The 18,496-nt window shown below is 32.2% G+C and carries 17 protein-coding genes; 8 read left to right on the top strand and 9 right to left on the bottom strand.

What is annotated here, in order from left to right; translation table 11 throughout:
• The 4 genes from BLR17_RS14940 to BLR17_RS14925 all read left to right on the top strand — a co-directional run.
• On the top strand, nucleotides 1–1,446 hold a 1,446-nt coding region (locus tag BLR17_RS14940; protein WP_139148982.1), incomplete at its 5' end, for a DUF7507 domain-containing protein.
• A gap of 62 nt (nucleotides 1,447–1,508) precedes the next feature.
• The gene (locus BLR17_RS14935) at nucleotides 1,509–2,417 is read left to right on the top strand and encodes a PorP/SprF family type IX secretion system membrane protein (protein WP_066325118.1); all 909 of its coding nucleotides are present in this window, start codon (nucleotides 1,509–1,511) and stop codon (nucleotides 2,415–2,417) included.
• An 11-nt stretch (nucleotides 2,418–2,428) separates the two neighbouring features.
• Nucleotides 2,429–4,369 (top strand): OmpA family protein, encoded by a 1,941-nt coding sequence (locus BLR17_RS14930; RefSeq protein WP_066325112.1) that lies wholly within the window; start codon nucleotides 2,429–2,431, stop codon nucleotides 4,367–4,369.
• A gap of 344 nt (nucleotides 4,370–4,713) precedes the next feature.
• Nucleotides 4,714–5,097 (top strand): tetratricopeptide repeat protein, encoded by a 384-nt coding sequence (locus BLR17_RS14925; protein ID WP_245683150.1) that lies wholly within the window; start codon nucleotides 4,714–4,716, stop codon nucleotides 5,095–5,097.
• 281 nt (nucleotides 5,098–5,378) lie between these two features.
• Here the strand turns inward: BLR17_RS14925 and BLR17_RS14920 are convergent, their stop codons facing one another.
• The 8 genes from BLR17_RS14920 to BLR17_RS14885 all read right to left on the bottom strand — a co-directional run bounded on the left by BLR17_RS14920 (nucleotide 5,379) and on the right by BLR17_RS14885 (nucleotide 12,254).
• Entirely contained in the window at nucleotides 5,379–5,852 is a 474-nt protein-coding gene (locus tag BLR17_RS14920; protein ID WP_245683149.1) for a CAP domain-containing protein, read from the bottom strand.
• Between the two features lie 356 nt (nucleotides 5,853–6,208).
• On the bottom strand, nucleotides 6,209–6,715 hold the full coding sequence (locus BLR17_RS14915) for a CAP domain-containing protein (protein WP_066327606.1): 507 nt from the start codon (nucleotides 6,713–6,715) through the stop codon (nucleotides 6,209–6,211).
• Between the two features lie 161 nt (nucleotides 6,716–6,876).
• Complete coding sequence (gene pdxH, locus BLR17_RS14910) at nucleotides 6,877–7,533, bottom strand: pyridoxamine 5'-phosphate oxidase (protein WP_066329191.1); 657 nt, start codon at nucleotides 7,531–7,533, stop codon at nucleotides 6,877–6,879.
• A gap of 36 nt (nucleotides 7,534–7,569) precedes the next feature.
• Nucleotides 7,570–8,475 carry a ribonuclease Z gene (locus BLR17_RS14905; protein WP_066329174.1) on the bottom strand — a complete coding sequence of 302 codons (906 nt, stop codon included), beginning with the start codon at nucleotides 8,473–8,475 and terminating at the stop codon, nucleotides 7,570–7,572.
• 86 nt (nucleotides 8,476–8,561) lie between these two features.
• Nucleotides 8,562–8,897: a ribonuclease Z gene (locus BLR17_RS14900; RefSeq protein ID WP_066329172.1), complete on the bottom strand. Its 336-nt coding sequence runs from the start codon at nucleotides 8,895–8,897 to the stop codon at nucleotides 8,562–8,564.
• 50 nt (nucleotides 8,898–8,947) lie between these two features.
• On the bottom strand, nucleotides 8,948–9,874 hold the full coding sequence (locus BLR17_RS14895) for an aspartate carbamoyltransferase catalytic subunit (RefSeq protein ID WP_066329170.1): 927 nt from the start codon (nucleotides 9,872–9,874) through the stop codon (nucleotides 8,948–8,950).
• An 88-nt stretch (nucleotides 9,875–9,962) separates the two neighbouring features.
• The gene (pyrR, locus tag BLR17_RS14890) at nucleotides 9,963–10,502 is read right to left on the bottom strand and encodes a bifunctional pyr operon transcriptional regulator/uracil phosphoribosyltransferase PyrR (protein ID WP_066329169.1); all 540 of its coding nucleotides are present in this window, start codon (nucleotides 10,500–10,502) and stop codon (nucleotides 9,963–9,965) included.
• Between the two features lie 132 nt (nucleotides 10,503–10,634).
• Nucleotides 10,635–12,254 carry an ABC-F family ATP-binding cassette domain-containing protein gene (locus BLR17_RS14885; protein WP_066329168.1) on the bottom strand — a complete coding sequence of 540 codons (1,620 nt, stop codon included), beginning with the start codon at nucleotides 12,252–12,254 and terminating at the stop codon, nucleotides 10,635–10,637.
• Between the two features lie 140 nt (nucleotides 12,255–12,394).
• Here BLR17_RS14885 and BLR17_RS14880 point away from each other — a divergent pair, with 140 nt between their 5' ends.
• The 3 genes from BLR17_RS14880 (at nucleotide 12,395) to BLR17_RS14870 (ending at nucleotide 14,494) form a co-directional block, all read left to right on the top strand.
• A complete protein-coding gene (locus tag BLR17_RS14880) occupies nucleotides 12,395–12,922 on the top strand; it encodes a hypothetical protein (RefSeq protein WP_139068396.1) in 528 nt (175 codons plus the stop codon).
• A 198-nt stretch (nucleotides 12,923–13,120) separates the two neighbouring features.
• Entirely contained in the window at nucleotides 13,121–13,825 is a 705-nt protein-coding gene (locus BLR17_RS14875) for a hypothetical protein (RefSeq protein ID WP_066329166.1), read from the top strand.
• Between the two features lie 156 nt (nucleotides 13,826–13,981).
• Nucleotides 13,982–14,494, top strand: coding sequence for a hypothetical protein (locus BLR17_RS14870; protein WP_139068395.1), 513 nt, complete (start codon nucleotides 13,982–13,984; stop codon nucleotides 14,492–14,494).
• A 160-nt stretch (nucleotides 14,495–14,654) separates the two neighbouring features.
• Here the strand turns inward: BLR17_RS14870 and BLR17_RS14865 are convergent, their stop codons facing one another.
• Nucleotides 14,655–16,685 (bottom strand): beta-N-acetylhexosaminidase, encoded by a 2,031-nt coding sequence (locus BLR17_RS14865; protein ID WP_066329161.1) that lies wholly within the window; start codon nucleotides 16,683–16,685, stop codon nucleotides 14,655–14,657.
• 290 nt (nucleotides 16,686–16,975) lie between these two features.
• Here BLR17_RS14865 and BLR17_RS14860 point away from each other — a divergent pair, with 290 nt between their 5' ends.
• Nucleotides 16,976–18,445, top strand: a complete 1,470-nt coding sequence (locus BLR17_RS14860) for an MFS transporter (protein ID WP_066329159.1) — start codon at nucleotides 16,976–16,978, stop codon at nucleotides 18,443–18,445.
• The last annotated feature ends 51 nt before the right edge of the window (nucleotides 18,446–18,496 follow it).

Below are 18,496 nucleotides of genomic sequence, written 5' to 3'. Positions count from 1 at the left end.
ATAACTAATGCAAATAACCAAGTAGTATCAAATACTGGTTTAGTTGCAGGAACTTATACCCTAACGGCTACTGCTCCTGGTGGTAATCAAGGACAAACTTGTACCGCTACTGCTCAGGTAACAATTACACAACCTAATGCAGCTTTAAGCGCAACAGCAATAATTGTTAATAACAACAATTGTGTAGGATGTAGTAACGGTTCTATCAATCTTACTGTACAAGGTGGTACTGCTCCGTATTCATTCTCCTGGTCAAATGGTGCTACGGCTGAAGATCTTAACGGTTTACCAAAAGGCACATATACAGTAACAATAAAAGATAAAAACAATAGCTGTAGCATTGTTAAAAGTTATGAAATCAATGAATCAGGTATTGAAATTCTTAAAGATGCAAGATATGTAGATAGTAATGAAGATAATATAACAAATATTGGAGATATTATAGTTTATGAATTTGAAGTCAAAAATATAGGAAATGTTACTTTGACAAATGTTACTATCACTGATAATAAAGCAAATGTAATTGGTGGTCCAATTGCTACTCTTGCTCCTGGTGCTTCTGATAAAACTACATTTAGTGGTGTACACACAATTACTCAGGATGATATCAATAAAGGGTATTACTATAATTTAGCATTAACCAATGCTAAAGATCCTGAAAATGTAACTGTAACTGATACTTCTTCTGACCCTACACCATGTACTACTTGTCCAAAAGATCCAGTGTGCACAGACTGTACAATTACAGTATTGCCTCAAACTCCTGGCTTAGTTCTTGACAAAACAGCAACTGTTATCAGTCACGATACAAGTAGTGATGTTTATAGTTTTGTAGGTGATGTAATTAATTATACTATATTAGTTACCAATACTGGTAATGTAACAATTAATAATATCGTAGTAAAAGATCCACTTACGGGCTTAGATACAACTAGTGAACCTTTTTCTTTAGATCCTGGAAAATCTAAGGAATTTACACAAAGCTATACTATTACTTTGAATGATTTAAAAGTAGACAGTATCACTAATATAGCAACTGCTAGTGGTTCAACTCCAAACAATACACCTATTCAGGCTGAAGATAGTGTAATAGTTGAAAAAGCCGGAGTTTTAGGTTGTGGAACTATACTTGTACATAATGCATTTACGCCTAATAATGATGATATAAATGAAGTCTTCAAAATCGACAATATTGACGACTCTATTTGTTATCCAGAAAATTCAGTTGAAATTTACAACAGATGGGGAGTTTTAGTATATGAAATTAAAGGTTATAATAACCAGGATAAAGCTTTCAAAGGTTTCTCTGAAGGACGAGTAACAGTTGATAAAGGAGCTGGTTTACCTACAGGAACGTATTTCTATATCTTAAACTATACTTCTGTTGGTTTACAAGGTGAAACTATTGCTAACAAAAAACAAGGCTATTTATACCTAACTAGATAAAAACTCAAATCTAATTACCAGAGGTTTACCTTAAACCTCTGGTAATATAAAAACCAAGTCAGATGAAAACAAAACTACTAGTAATCAGTTTGATGTTTGCAACATTAGTAAATTATGCGCAACAAAACGCACAATTTACTCAATACATGTATAACACTATAAATGTTAATCCCGCTTATGCTGGTTCAAGAGGTGCAATGAGTATATTTGCCTTACATCGCACGCAATGGGTTGGATTAGATGGCGCTCCTACTACAAATGCGATTTCTATTAACACTCCATTTAATAGTAGCCGATTAGGTTTAGGCGTATCAATTATTAATGATAAAATTGGACCAACTCATGATAACACTATCTCAACCGATTTGTCTTATACAATTCCTACATCTGAAACTGTAAAACTTTCTTTTGGTGTTAAAGCTTCAGTAAATCTCTTTGATTTAGACCCAAGCAGATTAAATCCTGATCAACCTGATCCTAAACTTAATGGATATAATAATGCCATTTCACCAAATATTGGAGCAGGTATTTATCTTCATTCAGATAAAGCTTATGTTGGATTTTCGATACCAAATTTTATTGAATCAAATCGCTATGATGATAACAACACCAAAGTTTATAAAGAAAAAATGAACTATTACTTAATAGCTGGTTATGTGATGGATTTGAGTTACAACCTTAAGTTCAAACCTGCCTTATTAACTAAAATGGTTCAGGGAGCACCACTACAGGTTGATGTATCCGGGAACTTTTTGTTCAATGACAAATTTACTTTGGGGCTAGCCTATCGTTGGAGTGCTTCAGCGAGTGCAATGGCTGGATTTCAAGTATCTGATGCATTGTTCATAGGATACGGTTATGATTTAGAAACAACTAAATTAGATAATTACAACTCAGGATCACATGAAGTTTTCTTAAGATACGAAATTTTCAAAAACAACAATAAAATTACTACCCCAAGATTCTTCTAAATACTACTATCATGAAAAGAAATATACTCCTTTGTATAGCTATGATAAGTGTTTTTTCATTTAACATTTATTCTCAAAAAGCTAAGTTGGCTAATGCCGATAAAAAGTATGACAACTATGCTTATATAGATGCCATAAAAACATATGAAAAAGTTGCTGAAAAAGGATATAAATCAGCACCTATGTTTCAGAAAATAGGAAATGCTTATTACTTTAACGGTGAATTAGACAAGGCCGTAAAATGGTATGCTGAGCTTTTTGCTATGCCAGATACTGTTATCGAGCCTACCTATTATTACCGTTATGCACAATCACTACGTGCTATTGGAGAAAATAATAAAGCAGATCAAATTTTAAAAGAATTTGATAAAATTTCAGCAGATGATAGTAGAGCAAAGCTTTTTAAAGCAAACACTAATTACCTAGATGAAATTAAAGCAAATTCCGGGAGGCACAAAATAGAAAATGCAGGAATCAATTCACAATACTCAGATTATGGATCTAGTATTTACAACAATAAAATTGTATTTACCTCTGCAAGAGATACAGGAAGTTTAGGACAAAGAAAACATTCTTGGACCGACCAGCATTTCACTAATTTATACAGCGCTGATTTAGACGATCAAATGTCTCCTAGTAATCCTGTTAAAGCTTATAGAAAATTAAATTCTAAATTTAACGAAGCTACTCCTGTTTTTACAAAAGATGGTAAAACGGTATATTTTACCAGAAATAATTACATGAATGGTAAAAAGGGTAAAAACGAAAATGGAATTACCTTGATAAAATTATACAAAGCTACATTAGAAGGAGAAAAATGGATTAATATTCAAGAATTGCCATTTGACAGCGATAATTACAGCACGGCACATCCTACTTTGAGTCCAGATGAAAAAACACTTTATTTCGCATCTGATATGCCTGGGACTTTAGGAATGTCTGATATATTTAAAGTACAAATCAATGAAGATGGTTCTTTTGGAACTCCTGTAAATTTAGGTCCTGCAATAAATACTGAAGGAAGAGAAACTTTTCCTTTTGTAAGTCAGGAAAACGAACTCTACTTTGCATCCGATGGACATCCGGGAGTTGGAGGACTTGATATTTTTATGACAAAAATCAATGACGATGGTTCTTTTAACAGAATACAAAATATCGGAATGGATGCTAACTCACCGAAAGATGATTTTGCCTATATTATTGACAGCAAATCAAGAAAAGGATTTCTATCCTCAAACAGAGATGGCGGACAAGGATATGATGATATCTATAAATTTTTAGAAACCAGAAAACTAATTTGTGAGCAAGAATTGTACGGAGAGATTACTGACAAAGAATCTAAATTGCCTCTTCCTAATTCTAAAATTATGCTTTTTGACAAAAAAATGAACATTCTAAAAACTGTTAATGCTGATGAAAAAGGAGCTTATAGTTTTATGGTAGAATGCAGCAAAATGTATACGGTAAGAGCTGAAAAAGAAGGATATGGTACCAATGAAAAACAAGTCACAATACCATATGAAAACGGAAAAACTTATTTACCTATAGAGTTAGAAAAAGATCAATGTAAAGTAACTGTCGGTGATGATTTAGGAAAATGCTTTGGAATCAGAAATATTTATTTTGACTTAGACAAATCCAATATTAGAACCGAAGCTGCTTTAGATTTAGAAAAAATATTAGATGTCTTAAATCAATACCCAAGTATGAAGTTAGACATACGTTCTCATACAGATAGCCGTGCTTCTTTCAAATACAATGAAGCATTATCGGATCGAAGAGCTAAATCAACTATTAATTGGTTAATTAAAAACGGTGTTAGTGCCGATCGTTTAACCGGTAAAGGTTATGGAGAAACAGAATTAGTAAACAAATGTTCTGACGGTGTTAAATGTACCGAAGAAGAACATCAAATGAACAGAAGAAGTGAATTTATTATTACTGCTCTTTAATATAAAATAAGAAACCTATTAAAAACCTCGAATGATTCCATTCGAGGTTTTTTTATATCCATCATTTAAAAAACTACTAATCAGCATCTTAAAAAAACAAATTAGAGTTAAAATTTACACATTTTGAAACTATTTTTTTTATAATCATAAAGCTACAATTAACTTATAATAATATAAAAAACAAACTAAAATGATAAAAAAAAGCTGATTTTGTAATAGTTATGATTTTTTCTATTAAATTTACTTTACAAGTAATACTTAAAATTTTACACATAATAAAAATTTAATATCAAAAAAAAATAGTATAAATAAAATTACATGAATATTATTTACATAATTACAATATGAAAGTAGCCCCAATTCTTTTTTTCATGTTAGCATGCCTGTTTTCTCAAAACGGACATGCCCAAAACCCTAAAGTATATATCACCGAAAAAATTGGTGAACATTATGCATATGTAAACGTGACCAAAACTTACGAAAGGGTAGCTGAAAAAGGATATAAATCAATAGATTTATTTCAAAAACTAGGAAACTCCTTTTTTGCAGATATGAACATGGAAAAAGCCGCTAAATGGTATGGTGAACTTTTCACACTAACTTACGACTTGGATGCAGTATACTATAACCAATATGCTAAAGCATTGTTTGCAATTGGTGATAGTGAAAAAGCAAATTATATACTGGAAAAACTAAAGCTTAAATCAAAAACCACAAACACCAAATAATTATTTACCCAACAAACTTTTATAACCAAAAACCAAATTAAAACAGTTGCAAAGATTCAGCAGCTGTTTTTTTTTTTTACAACCAATAATGATATTAACACTCCACACAAGAAAAAAAAAAAAAAAAAAACGTGAGAATATTTTAATTCAATTCCTCAAAAAACTCTTTTTTTTGGTTAATTTTTAAATTAAAACTAAACTCACACTCCTCCATCATAATAAACAAAAAAAAGCTGTTTCAGTATGAAACAGCTTTCTATAAATAACAAATATCAAAATAACTAAATCTTTGCAAAAATATTAGTAAAATACTTTTTTCCTGTTTCAGTATCTTCTCTAATAGAAATTCCAAAATGGGTAAAATTTCCAACAACCACTGCCTTATGTTTAGGACTATTTAGCCAGGCATTTAAAACCGAATTAGGAGTGTTATAATTTAAAGCAATATTTTCGGCAACAGTAATCGCCCCTAAAACTTTCATGATATTTTCTGAACGACTCGTAAAATCGTCATGATTTAAACCCTTTTTATTAATCATATAAATATCATGTTCTTCGGATTTAAATGAAATATGATTTATTACTTCTAAGCGATTTAGACCTATACTGACTCTATATTCATTTATTGCATTTAATGTTTCTGTTTCTAAAGTACTATAGGTGTAATTTTCCACAAGACCTGATTTAACTTTAGAAGTATAATCTCCAACATCATTACTATCAGCAGAACATGAGTTTAAAGCAAATAACACCATTATTGGTGTTATTTTAAGAAATAAATTTAATTTCATACAATAATTTAGCGGTTATTTTTTTGGTATCGTTTTTTTTGGTTAAATCAAACATACACGTTTATCATTAACACAACAAAAAAAAATTAAAATCAAATGTTTTTTTAACACTAATTAATTATTCTTAATTATTTTTCTTACGTACAAAAAAAGAACATAAATAATTTTAAATCTACGGGTTACAAATAAGAAGGAAAATATATAAACAAAAAAAAAGAGTCTGCAATTGGGGGATTGCAAACTCTCTTTTTTTTTATACTAAGAAGATAGATTTGGGGCAAATATCTTTCTTTTGTATTCAATATATCAAACAAAAAAAACTAATCAATTTTTGCAAAAATATTAGTGTAATATTTTTTACCTGTTGTGGCATCCTCTCTAATAGAGATTCCAAAATGAGTATAATTACCAACAATATTTTCTTTGTGAGTTGGACTATTTAACCAAGCATTTACAGCAGCTTGTGGACTATTATAATTGTAAGCAATATTTTCTGCCACTGTTTTAGCTCCTAATACTTTCATGATATTATTTGCTCTATCAACAAAACCATTATGACTTACCTCTTTAGTATCGATCATATAATAGTCATGTTCTTCTGATTTGAATGAAATATGATTTATTATTTCCAATGGTTTCAAACCTAAACTAACTCTGTAATCATTAATTAATTTCATAGTTTCCAGCTCATTATTAGTGTAAGTATAATTTTCAACAATTACAGCACTTGTAGAGTCTGCAGTTGCTTCAGATGAATCTGAAGAACAAGAATTCATTGTAAATATCACTGCCATTAGCAACATTAACCTAAGTAAATTTACTTTCATAAGCCAGTAGTTTAAGTTTAAAGTAGATTGTGGGGCAAACTCTTTAAATATGTTAGTTGTTGTTTTCATTTCTGAGACAAACATACAACGTTTTATCGTTAAACTACAAAAATAATCGATGAAATGCACTTTTTTTAAATAAAAAAAGCTTTTTTCTTACATTACGGAGCCAGTCTTTCTATTTTCCAGGAAAAATCATTTTGAACTGAATATCTAATTCTGTCATGCAAACGATTAGGTCTTCCCTGCCAGAATTCAACTTGCACAGGGCGAACCAGATAACCTCCCCAGTTTTTAGGACGCGGAATAGATTTATTCGCGTAATTAATTTCCAATTCTTTTAAATTTTCTTCTAAAAACTCACGAGAAGGAATCACTTCACTTTGATTAGAAACTACTGCTCCCAGCTTACTGCCATCAGGTCTGGAATCAAAATAATTATCAGAAATAATTTCAGTAGTCTTTTCGGCTACTCCTTTAATAATTACCTGACGTTCTGCCGAATGCCAAAAAAACGAAAGACAAATGTTAGGATTTTGCTCAATTGCTTTCCCTTTTTCTGAATTGTAATTGGTGTAAAAAATAAATCCTTCCTCGTTGTATTTTTTTAATAACACTACCCTCGCCTTTGGAAATCCATCCAAACCAAAAGTAGAAACTGTCATAGCATTCACTTCTTCTCCCGAAACTTCAGGACCTCCATAATCTTCCACTTCATGAAACCACCGATGAAATAAATTAATTGGATCTTCGGGTACATTAGATTCCAATAACTCACTCTTTTCATAAGATCTTCTGTAATTACTTAAATCTTCCATTGTAATTTTAATTATAAAATATTGATTAGTATTCAACTACAAATCGAATGTCTTTCCATCATCAGCCAATAAAACATTCGGAAATATTGTTTCGGCTTCTTCTTTAAAAAAACTAATTGAATCGTAACGCGTAGAATAATGTCCTAAAATTAATTGCTGCACTTGGGCTTTTTGAGCAATCGTTGCAGCTTCCATTGCGGTAGCATGCATTGTTTTTGACGCTAAATTTTCTTCAGATTGTAAAAAAGTAGACTCATGATATAAAACATCAACGTTTTCAATTAAGGGAATTATAGCTTCATTATAACTGGTATCCGAACAAAAAGCATAACTCTTGGGTTTTGGCGGATCAAATGTTAATTGCGAATTTACTATAAGTCTGCCATCACCAAGAAGTATATCTTTTCCATTTTTAATATTTTGAAAATAACACTTCTCGATTTGATATTCTTGAACGGCTTCAATATTTAATTTTCGCTCATCCATTTTTTCCCGAAATAAAAAACCGTTGGTATAAATCCGGTGTTTTAACGGAATAGTTTCCACCAAAACTTTTTCATCTTCAAAAATCAACTCAGATTGATTCGAAACTAATTCATGAAAATGCAAACCAAAATTTGGCCAGGAATTAGACAAACGCAATTGCAACATGATAATTTCTTTAATTCCTTTGGGACCATAAATATGTAAATCGTTATTTCGATTTAATAAAGAAAAAGTAGATATCAAACCTACCAGACCAAAAAAATGATCACCATGTAAATGTGAAATAAAGATTTGGTTGATTTTAGAAAATTTGATTTTGTTTTTCCGAAGTTGGACTTGTGTCCCCTCGCCACAATCGATAAGAAATAATCTGTTTTTTATTTCTAAAATCTGAGCAGTAGGATTGGTAATTGTACGAGGTGTTGCTGCATAACAGCCTAGAATAGTTAATTTCAAAGTTTATTTGGTTAACTGGTTATTTGTTTAATCGTTATATAGAAAATCATTCGATTAAACCCTAAACGAATAAACAATTAAACTTTTTAAAATCCTAAGTCTCTCTCTATTTCTTCCATCTCTATAATATCATGAGCTTCCAAAAGAGAGGGCACAACTGTAAATTTTTCAGGCAGAGCATTATAATCAAAATCAGCCACCACAACAACAAATGATTTTTTGGCTTTTTTATGTTTTTTAGATAAAGGCAAAAACAATTTTAATTCACTGGCTTCAATCTCATCTTTATAACCTAAAAGGTCAATAATGATGTTATGATTTTCAAAACTTTTATATTGGTCGCTAACCTTAGTCAAAAAAGAATTAAAATCACCCTGAGTATCTTTAATTGTAATAGTATGTTCTTTTTGTTCTACTTTCATAATATATGTTTTGAGATTAGCATTCTCTAAATTTACTAAGATTTTTTAACTTATTGGATTTTTGACGCCAAAAGATAAATAACAGCCATACGAATCGCAACACCGTTTTCAACCTGATTCAAAATAACCGATTGACCGGAATCAGCTACTTCAGAGGTAATTTCAACACCTCTGTTGATAGGTCCCGGGTGCATGATGACAATTTCTTTGTTCAAAGACTCCAATAATGCTTTATCTACACCATATTGTTGTGCATATTCTCTGGTTGATGGAAAATAATTCACATCCATTCTTTCGTTTTGAACACGTAACATATTAGCTACATCACACCATTCTAAAGCTTTGCGTAAATTAGGTTCTACTTTAACTCCTAAAGATTCAATGTATTTTGGAATTAATGTTTTAGGACCACAAACTTTTACTTCAGCTCCCTGCATTTGCAAAGCATAAATATTAGACAAGGCAACACGGGAATGCAGAATATCACCCACAATAACTACTTTTTTTCCGGCAACATCTCCTAATTTTTCTCTTATCGAATAACTGTCCAGTAAAGCCTGCGTAGGATGCTCGTGAGCTCCGTCACCTGCATTAACAATACTCGCTTTCACGTTTTGCGATAAAAAATGAGCCGCACCCGGATTAGCATGGCGCATCACCACCATATCTACTTTCATCGAAAGAATATTATTCACCGTATCAATAAGTGTTTCTCCTTTTTTAACCGAAGATTGTGCCGCCGAAAAACTAATCACATCAGCTGATAGTCGTTTTTGAGCTAATTCAAATGAAAGTTTGGTTCGGGTACTATTTTCAAAAAATATATTGGCAATAGTAATATCTCGTAACGAAGGCACTTTCTTAATAGGACGATTGATGACTTCTTTAAAATGATCCGCTGTTTCAAAAATAAGGTCTATATCATTTTTGTTAATATATTTAATACCTAATAAATGATTTACGCTTAATTCTTTCATTCTTTATTTACTGTTTATTTGTTTATTTGTTTAATCGTTTATCTTAGCTTTTGCGATTAAACAATTAAAGGACTTAACGATTAATCTATTAATTAGTAACTAAATATACCGCATCTTCCCCATCATTTTCTTTCCAACTCACCTTTACCTTCTCATTATTAATAGCATCAACCTGTCTTCCTCTGTAATCAGGCTGGATTGGTAAATTACGGCTAAAACGTCTGTCGATTAAAACCAGTAATTCTATTTCTGATGGTCTTCCAAAAGACTGAATGGCTGTCAAAGCCGCTCTGATACTTCGCCCTGTATACAACACATCATCAATAAAAATGACTTTTTTATTCTCTACAATAAAATTAATATTGGTTTTATTGGCTTCTAATGGTTTTTCGGTTCTTCTGAAATCATCTCTAAAGAAGGTAATATCCAAATACCCTAATTTAATCTCAGGAGTTTGGTATTCTTTTTCCAGTAATTCCTTAAGACGATTGGCTAAAAAAGTTCCTCTGGGTTGAATACCTATTAAAATGGTATCTTTAAAATCAAGGTGTTTTTCAATTAGCTGACAAGCCAAACGATGAAGAATAATATTGACTTCTTTGGAATTGAGCAAAACTTTTTGAGTCATAGTAAAGTGTTATCTTGGGTAATGCAAAAATAGCATTTTTTTTTAACCCTTTTTTTAATTCTATTTAAAAAGCATAAAAAAAACCGCCTCAAATTAGTATCGAGACGGCTTGTTATTATTATTTCCAATTCATTACAAATTGTACATTTTCTTTCTTTGCTCCTGAATTTTCTCATCATCCAGGTATTCGTCAAATGTCATGTAACGGTCGATAACTCCGTTTGGCGTTAACTCCACTACTCTATTACCTACAGTTTGTGCAAACTCGTGGTCATGAGTGGTAAAAATTACAGAACCTTTAAAGTTTTTCAATGAGTTATTGAAAGCCGTAATCGATTCCAAATCCAAGTGATTCGTTGGTTCGTCAAGCATCAGCACATTAGCACGTTCCATCATCATTCTCGAAATCATACAACGCACTTTTTCTCCTCCTGATAATACATTGCTTTTCTTCAAAGCTTCCTCACCTGAGAAAATCATTTTCCCAAGGAAACCTCTAATGAATACTTCATCACGCTCTTCTTCTGTTTTGGCATATTGACGTAACCAATCTACCAATGACAAATCATTTTTAAAGAAATCATGGTTTTCAGCCGGTAAATACGCCTGATTTGTAGTCACACCCCAATCATAAGTTCCGGAATCGGCTTTTTGATTGCCATTCAAAATTTCGTAGAAAGCAGTTGTAGCACGGGAATCTTTAGAGAACAACACAATTTTGTCCCCTTTTGCCATATTCAAATCGACATCTTTGAATAAAATTTCCCCGTCAATAGAAGCACTTAAATTCTCTACATTTAAGATTTGGTCTCCAGCCTCACGATCCTGATCAAAAATAATAGCAGGGTAACGACGGCTTGAAGGTTTGATTTCGGAAATATTCAATTTAGAAATCATTTTTTTACGGGAAGTCGCCTGTTTAGACTTCGCCACGTTAGCAGAGAAACGACGGATAAACTCTTCCAATTCCTGTTTCTTCTCCTCTGCTTTCTTATTTTGTTGTGCTCTTTGTTTAGCAGCTAACTGACTTGATTCATACCAAAACGTATAGTTTCCTGAATAATGATTGATTTTTCCGAAATCAATATCCGAAATATGTGTACAAACCGCATCTAAAAAGTGACGGTCGTGAGAAACCACAATCACCGTATTCTCATAATTCGCTAAGAAATTCTCTAACCAGGCGATGGTTTCAAAATCCAGGTCGTTGGTAGGCTCATCCATAATCAACACATCAGGATTTCCAAAAAGTGCCTGCGCCAAAAGCACACGTACTTTCATCTTTCCTTCCATATCCGACATTAATGTATAATGGAATTCTTCGCCAATACCTAAATTCGACAATAATGAAGCCGCATCCGAATCGGCATTCCAACCATTCATTTCTTCAAATTGTACCTGTAATTCTCCAATTCTGTCCGCATTGGCATCATTGTAATCCAAATACAATTCGTCCATTTCTTTCTTAACAGCATACAGGACTTTGTTTCCCATAATTACCGTTTCCAGTACGGTATGCTCGTCAAACATATTGTGGTTTTGATTTAAAACCGACATACGTTTTCCCGGTTCTAACTGTACGTGACCCGAAGTAGGATCCATATCTCCGGAAATTATTTTAAGAAAAGTAGATTTTCCGGCACCGTTAGCCCCAATAACTCCATAAATATTACCGTGTGTGAATGTAGTATTTACTTCGTCAAACAAAATGCGCTTACCAAACTGAACTGATAAATTATTTACTGTTAACATGAATAGCTTTTATAAAATTTGCTGCAAAAGTACAAAAAAATCGCTATTTATGAGAATCAGATTGTAAAGGATTTCGAAATTAGTTTGCTTGATTATTTGTAGGAATATTTTAATATATTTGAAAATAAAAAAATTTGGCTATGATATATTTGTTATGGGGTTTATTAAACATTATACTATTCTTATTCTTTATTACAATTTGTTTTAAAGCAACGCGACTCATTAGAGAAAAAGTAGGATTACTTGCTTCCATTATTTTTGTATTTGGACTTTTATCTTTTATGGGACATTCAAATGATAATAATGATGATGATGACCCCAACAAAAACCAAGTTAAAACCTGGAATTTTATTTCAAAAGACAATATACAACCTAATACAAGTTATTTTCTTAATGTTGATTTAGAAAAAACATTAATTTCTAAATTCAATTTGGAAATTATCTGTGGAAAAAACAAACAAAATATTATTGTTCCAATAAGCGCTTACTCATTGCTAAATGGATTCGTAAGTGGTATAAATTGGAAGCCAACTTCAATTACTATTAACAATAAAGATAACAATAATAAATTTGAATATTTAGTTTATGGAACAGTAGAATGGAAATTACTCAATTTAACAATTTATTCTCAACGAAAAGAATATAAAGGCTTTACTTCTAAACAATAAAAACAAGCATTATCGCTCGATAACACAATCCCGAAACTTCGGGATGTAATCCGTGCCCGCAAAGAAGCTTAACTTTGTAGAATTATTTGATGAGATGCTTCCTTCGTCAGCATGACAAAATTGCGGAAATAGCCTAAAAAAAGATTTTAACCAGAACGTTCAACGCAATTTAAAAGAACGACCACATTTAAATAGAAAATGAATAAACTAATCCTTTTATTTCTAGGCATCTTACTTCTAAGTTGCAATTCTAAAGCAAAAACTAACATTTCAGAAGGCGAAGCCCAAAAAAAATCAGAAAAGATTAAACCTAAATTAAATGGAAAACAAATTGTTGAGGAACTTGAAAAACTTAATTTTTTTAATCTAACCGAAAAGGAAGATATAGAAGAATCCAAATCTGCTATTGAAAATTCATATAATGAATTTAATTACTTTGAAGGTAAAATGAAAGGTGAAAGTTTGATTTATACTGACAATAGGTTTTATATCATTGATGCCGAAACTTTATTTGAAGCTGGCGGTTTAACCGAATATTTGAAAATTGTGAAAAAATCATTCGATAAACTAAACTTAAAACTTAATGTTTCTGATGAATATAATAATCAAACAGAAAAGCATTGGACACATAAAATCAAATTAAACGGAAAGGAATATATTGCTTATGACAATGATTTTAGTGATGTGGATTGGGGAATTGCCATAGTTAACTTTATTGAAATGCTAAACGACCAACTGAAATTACAAAAAAGTAATGAAATGTTTTACCTTGTTAATTCTGGAAATGATGGAAAAATAGTTTTATTGTCTTCCGAACAATATGAATTTGTTAAAGCAAATTATCCTAAAGATATAGAACATCCAAAAACATTAAGTGATTGGAAAACTAGTAACGGATTTTAGAAAACAGTCCCTATTGCGCGGACTTGCAATCCATGCCCGAAACAATGAACAACTTTGTAGAATAACTTAATAAGATGCTTCCTTTGTCAACATGACAAGATTGCAGCACTAAGTCTTAAAAAATCTCAGTAAAACATATTGACTCAAAAATAATCTGTGAAAGAAAAATATTCAAATATAACATTCAAAATATTGATTTTGATTCCAATTGCATCTATTTTATTTGCGGTAGATTTATTTATACTACCTCAAAAACAAATTAACGATCAAATCACAGAATATAGTGAAATTATTGTGTCCCATCGAGGAAAATTTAGTACTCATACTTCTAAAGAATTACTTGGATATAAATATTACACTCAAAAAGGCTACGAATTTGCTGTAAGCAAAACTTTTATTAAAGAAAACGGAATCACTTTAAGTATAAGCTATATATTTCAAAACATTAGTAATGTAAAAACTATAAATAAAGAATACTCAGAAGAATTGATGTCAGGGTTAAATGGAGCTTGTTTTTATATTGCAATAGGTTTACTAATAACATCAATTATTAGTTTATTTTTACTAAAATTTAATTCTACTTTATCTGAAAATGGCTTTCAAAATATCATTTTATCAAATGCATTTTTAACCATAATATTTTTTTATTTATTGTTAATCTATAATTGATTTCAACTTCTTTAGAAGAATAGATTAAAGAAATTCACCCAGATCGTAGACTAATCGTTTCGCGTTAGGCCACAATCAAAATCAACAACAACTAATACAATAAAAAAACTCGTTTATCTACAATTTTAGATAAACGAGTTTTTTTTAGAAAACAATAGCTTTATAAATCCGCCAACTTCTTCAAACTCTCATAAATGACCAGTTCCACATCGGCGGAATTACGTTCATTGAGCAGTTTTAGATTTTCCTGAATTAGCGTTTTATTGAGTGCTTTTTTATTTTCTAAGTTTGCTACTAATTCAACGGCAATTGTGCTTAATTGCTGCGCCATAGGTAAAATGGGTTGCATCAAAGGTGCATTTTTACTCATTACAATCAATTCTTCATTCATAGTAATCCACTGTTTCAAATAATAAACAATCTCTTTTTGCGAGAGTTCATCTTTATCTGTCAAGTATTGATTAACCGCTTTGTTAAACTCATAAGCATCTGAAGCATCTGCATTACAAGCATCTGCAAATAAGGTTAGCGGAGAATGCATAAAATATTTTTTTCCTCCTCCGTTGCGTTTGTACACTTTATAAGGTTCGCAAATTTTGGTGAAATCATTCAGCGCTTTGGTACCCTGATAATTAGCAATATTTCTCAAAATCACTTCTTTATTTCTAATGTGCGTCAAACCTATTTCTTCCAGTCGAAACGAAATTTGTTTCAGCCTTTTGTGCATACTTTCTAAATCCCTCACCGTATCATTAGACCATAATCTTTCGGCAATAGCTGCGGTTCGGGGCCAAATTCGGGAATCAATAGTTAAAGGAGTTACCAGTTCGCTCCACATCGTCGCTTCGCCACCTAAAATTCGGGATTTTTCTTCGGCTGTTAAATCCACATTTTTCGGCATTGGGTCGTTTAAATAATGAGAATCCACAGGCAACATCAAATCGATATAATAGCCATTAGACAAAACAGTCTTGTATCCACTTTTGGCAGCTTTTACCAAGGATCCACCAGCTTCCATACCCTCGTTTACACCGCGCCACGCATGAATAATAGCTTCTTTAGACATATCTTTTGTCATGATTTCCTCCCAGCCCATCAATTGTTTACCTTGCTTTTTAAGCATAGGAACCAATTTCATATTGAAATACGTCTGTAAATCGTGATTGGTCTCCAAATTGTTTTTCTTTTTAAACTCCTGAATTTTAGGATTGGCATTCCACTCTTTTCCGTTGTTTTCATCCCCTCCGATATGAAAATAAGGACTTGGAAACAACGGGCAAACTTCCGCAAAAATATCGCCTAAAACCTGATACGTTTTAGGATTCGTTGGATCCAAAGTAGCATCGTGAATACCTGATTTTCGGGATACCGAATACGGAATTCCATCATTCATTTTACTGCCTATTTCGGGAAAAGCTGCTAACAAAGCCGAAGCATGCCCCGGAACATCAATTTCAGGAATCACCATAATCCCTCTGTCAGCGGCATATTTTACGATAGTTGCAATCTCTTCCTGCGTATAAAAATCACCATCCGAAGCCAATTCGGTCAATTTAGGATGTTTTTTAATTTCTATTCGCCATCCCTGATTATCGGCCAAATGCCAATGAAAAACATTCATTTTCATCGCAGCCATGCCATCCAAATTTCGTTTAATGACATCTACCGGCTGAAAATGTCGGGCCGCATCAATCATCAAACCTCTCCAGGAAAATCTTGGTGAATCGGTAATTTCGACCGCAGGAAAATAAAACTCAGTGCCATTATTTTGCAATAATTGTGACAAAGTTTCTAAAGCATGCAAAGCACCTAAATCGGTATTGGCATTAATCAGAATTTTATTCGATAAAACAGACAAATGATAACTTTCGTCTTCATTTAAGCCCAATTTTCCTTTCCGTAGGCAATTGATTTGCAATTGGGCTTCCGGAAATTCATTGGGTTTCGTTACATAAGCCTGAGTAAAAAACAGCCCTGTTCTTTCGTCCAATCTCCTTAAAAACCGGCTTGCTCCTTTTAAAATCCTGGCATCGAAATTTCCGGTACTATTTATTTTAAAATCCTTATTTAGCAAAAAAACAGCCGAAGAAACTTCCACTTTTTGAGGCCAGGGCATCAGATTCAATTGCTCTTTTTTTACTTGGGCATTGGAAACAAAAACAAGTAATAAAAACACAGGCAGGTATCTCATAATATTTCGATTTTTAGCAATTGTAATTTAATCAAATCTTATCACTTCTAACGATAGTAATTTAAAATCTGTTGATTGAATTTTAAAAACAAGTAAAAACTTACATTTTAAAAAATAAAAACATGTACAATTCTGTCGAAAACATGTATAATTTATACGTTTCGTCGAAAAAACATCTTTTTAGTCTCAAAAAAAGATTTCAACTTTTTGAACACAGAAAAATTAAAAATACATTTACAAAAAACATTAACCAAAAAATAACATTAAACTAAAAAAACACTTTAAAAAATATGAATTCCGAAAATTCACAAACAAAATGGGGACAGTTCATCACTCTGGTAACTGTATTTTTTTTCTGGGGCTTTGTTGGCTCAGCCAATGATATTTTAATTCCCGTTTTTAAAAAGGTTTTTACCCTATCGCAGGTACAATCGCAATTAGTTGCCTGGGCATTTTATGCAGCTTATTTTGTAGGTTCGATTATCTTCTTTTTGATCTCTTTGAAATCAGATGTTTTACAAAAATTTGGTTATAAAAAAACTTTGGCAGCAGGTTTAACACTTTCTGCTTTTGGTTCGTTTTTATTTGTACCTGCAGCTTCTATGGAAAGCTTCCCGTTCTTTTTAACGGCTTTGTTTACCGTAGGTCTCGGCTTTTCAATCCAACAAATTGTAGCCAATCCGTTAGCTATTAAAATGGGAAGCCCGGCAACCGGAGCGCATCGTCTAACTTTAGCCGGCGGAGTCAACTCATTTGGAACCACTATTGGCGCCATCTTATTAGGAATTGCGCTATTTGGTATGGGAAATGACAAGAAAACAGCACTTTCATTAGAGGACATCAAACTTCCATTTATTATCTTAGGTTGTGCATTTATTTTAGTGGCTCTTTTTATGCTTTTCTCAAAAATTGAAGATCCGGTAAAAGAAGAAGAAGCTAAAATTGAACACGGTCATAAAAATTTCAGCATCTTTGATTATCCGCAATTGTACTTAGGAATGTTGGCTATTTTCATCTACGTGGGAACCGAAGTAACTATCATCAGTAACCTGCCTGCTTTATTGAAAACAGCTGAATTTGGAAACATTTTAGAAGAAGCCATCCCTCCTTTTATTGCCTTATACTGGGGGAGCTTAATGATTGGGCGTTGGAACGGAGGAGTAAATGTTTTTGACACTTCAAAAACGACCAATTTAATCCTGAAATTCATTGTTCCGGCTTTAGCATTTGGAGTAATTATATTCACGAATATTTTTGCAGAACACAATGTTTCTGCGTTTTACATCTACCCTGTCTGGATATTGATTTTTATTTTTGTCAGCTTTTTGGGAGGAAAAAATGCAGGCAAAACTTTAATGTTATTTGGTATTTCAGGCTTTTTAATGATGCTGATAGGACTTGTATATCCTGACAAGGAAATCGCTAAATTTTTCTTCATTTCTGGAGGATTGTTCTTATCCATTATGTGGCCTTCTATTTTTGATTTAGCCATTGCTGGTCTTGGAAAAAACACTGGAAAAGCCTCTTCTTTCCTGATTATGATGATTTTGGGAGGCGGTGTAATTCCGTTAATTCAAGGTCGGATTTGCGATTTTGACATCAGCAGTCCCGGAGGAATCATGGGAATTTCATGGACACACTTCTCTTATATTATTCCACTTTTAGGTTTTGCTTATTTAGGATTTTATGGATTTTATTGTCCTAAGATTCTAAAAAGACAAGGCATCTCCCATGTGGAATCTGAAGGAGGATCACACTAATAATCACTAACACTTTCCAACTAAGCAGTCAAAATATAATTTGGCTGCTTT

This window comes from Flavobacterium glycines, assembly GCF_900100165.1.
Taxonomy (GTDB): domain Bacteria; phylum Bacteroidota; class Bacteroidia; order Flavobacteriales; family Flavobacteriaceae; genus Flavobacterium; species Flavobacterium glycines.
The sequence above is the reverse complement of the archived record's forward strand: the minus strand, read 5'-3'. Positions and strand labels throughout refer to the sequence as shown.

Bases quoted from the DNA above. Each gene is read 5' to 3' on its own strand.
- BLR17_RS14935 (WP_066325118.1), top strand. From the start codon at position 1,509: ATGAAAACAAAACTACTAGTAATCAGTTTGATGTTTGCAACATTAGTA.
- BLR17_RS14930 (WP_066325112.1), top strand. From the start codon at position 2,429: ATGAAAAGAAATATACTCCTTTGTATAGCTATGATAAGTGTTTTTTCA.
- BLR17_RS14925 (WP_245683150.1), top strand. From the start codon at position 4,714: ATGAAAGTAGCCCCAATTCTTTTTTTCATGTTAGCATGCCTGTTTTCT.
- BLR17_RS14920 (WP_245683149.1), bottom strand. From the start codon at position 5,852: ATGGTGTTATTTGCTTTAAACTCATGTTCTGCTGATAGTAATGATGTT.
- BLR17_RS14915 (WP_066327606.1), bottom strand. From the start codon at position 6,715: ATGAAAGTAAATTTACTTAGGTTAATGTTGCTAATGGCAGTGATATTT.
- pdxH (WP_066329191.1), bottom strand. From the start codon at position 7,533: ATGGAAGATTTAAGTAATTACAGAAGATCTTATGAAAAGAGTGAGTTA.
- BLR17_RS14900 (WP_066329172.1), bottom strand. From the start codon at position 8,897: ATGAAAGTAGAACAAAAAGAACATACTATTACAATTAAAGATACTCAG.
- BLR17_RS14895 (WP_066329170.1), bottom strand. From the start codon at position 9,874: ATGAAAGAATTAAGCGTAAATCATTTATTAGGTATTAAATATATTAAC.
- pyrR (WP_066329169.1), bottom strand. From the start codon at position 10,502: ATGACTCAAAAAGTTTTGCTCAATTCCAAAGAAGTCAATATTATTCTT.
- BLR17_RS14885 (WP_066329168.1), bottom strand. From the start codon at position 12,254: ATGTTAACAGTAAATAATTTATCAGTTCAGTTTGGTAAGCGCATTTTG.
- BLR17_RS14880 (WP_139068396.1), top strand. From the start codon at position 12,395: ATGATATATTTGTTATGGGGTTTATTAAACATTATACTATTCTTATTC.
- BLR17_RS14875 (WP_066329166.1), top strand. From the start codon at position 13,121: ATGAATAAACTAATCCTTTTATTTCTAGGCATCTTACTTCTAAGTTGC.
- BLR17_RS14865 (WP_066329161.1), bottom strand. From the start codon at position 16,685: ATGAGATACCTGCCTGTGTTTTTATTACTTGTTTTTGTTTCCAATGCC.
- BLR17_RS14860 (WP_066329159.1), top strand. From the start codon at position 16,976: ATGAATTCCGAAAATTCACAAACAAAATGGGGACAGTTCATCACTCTG.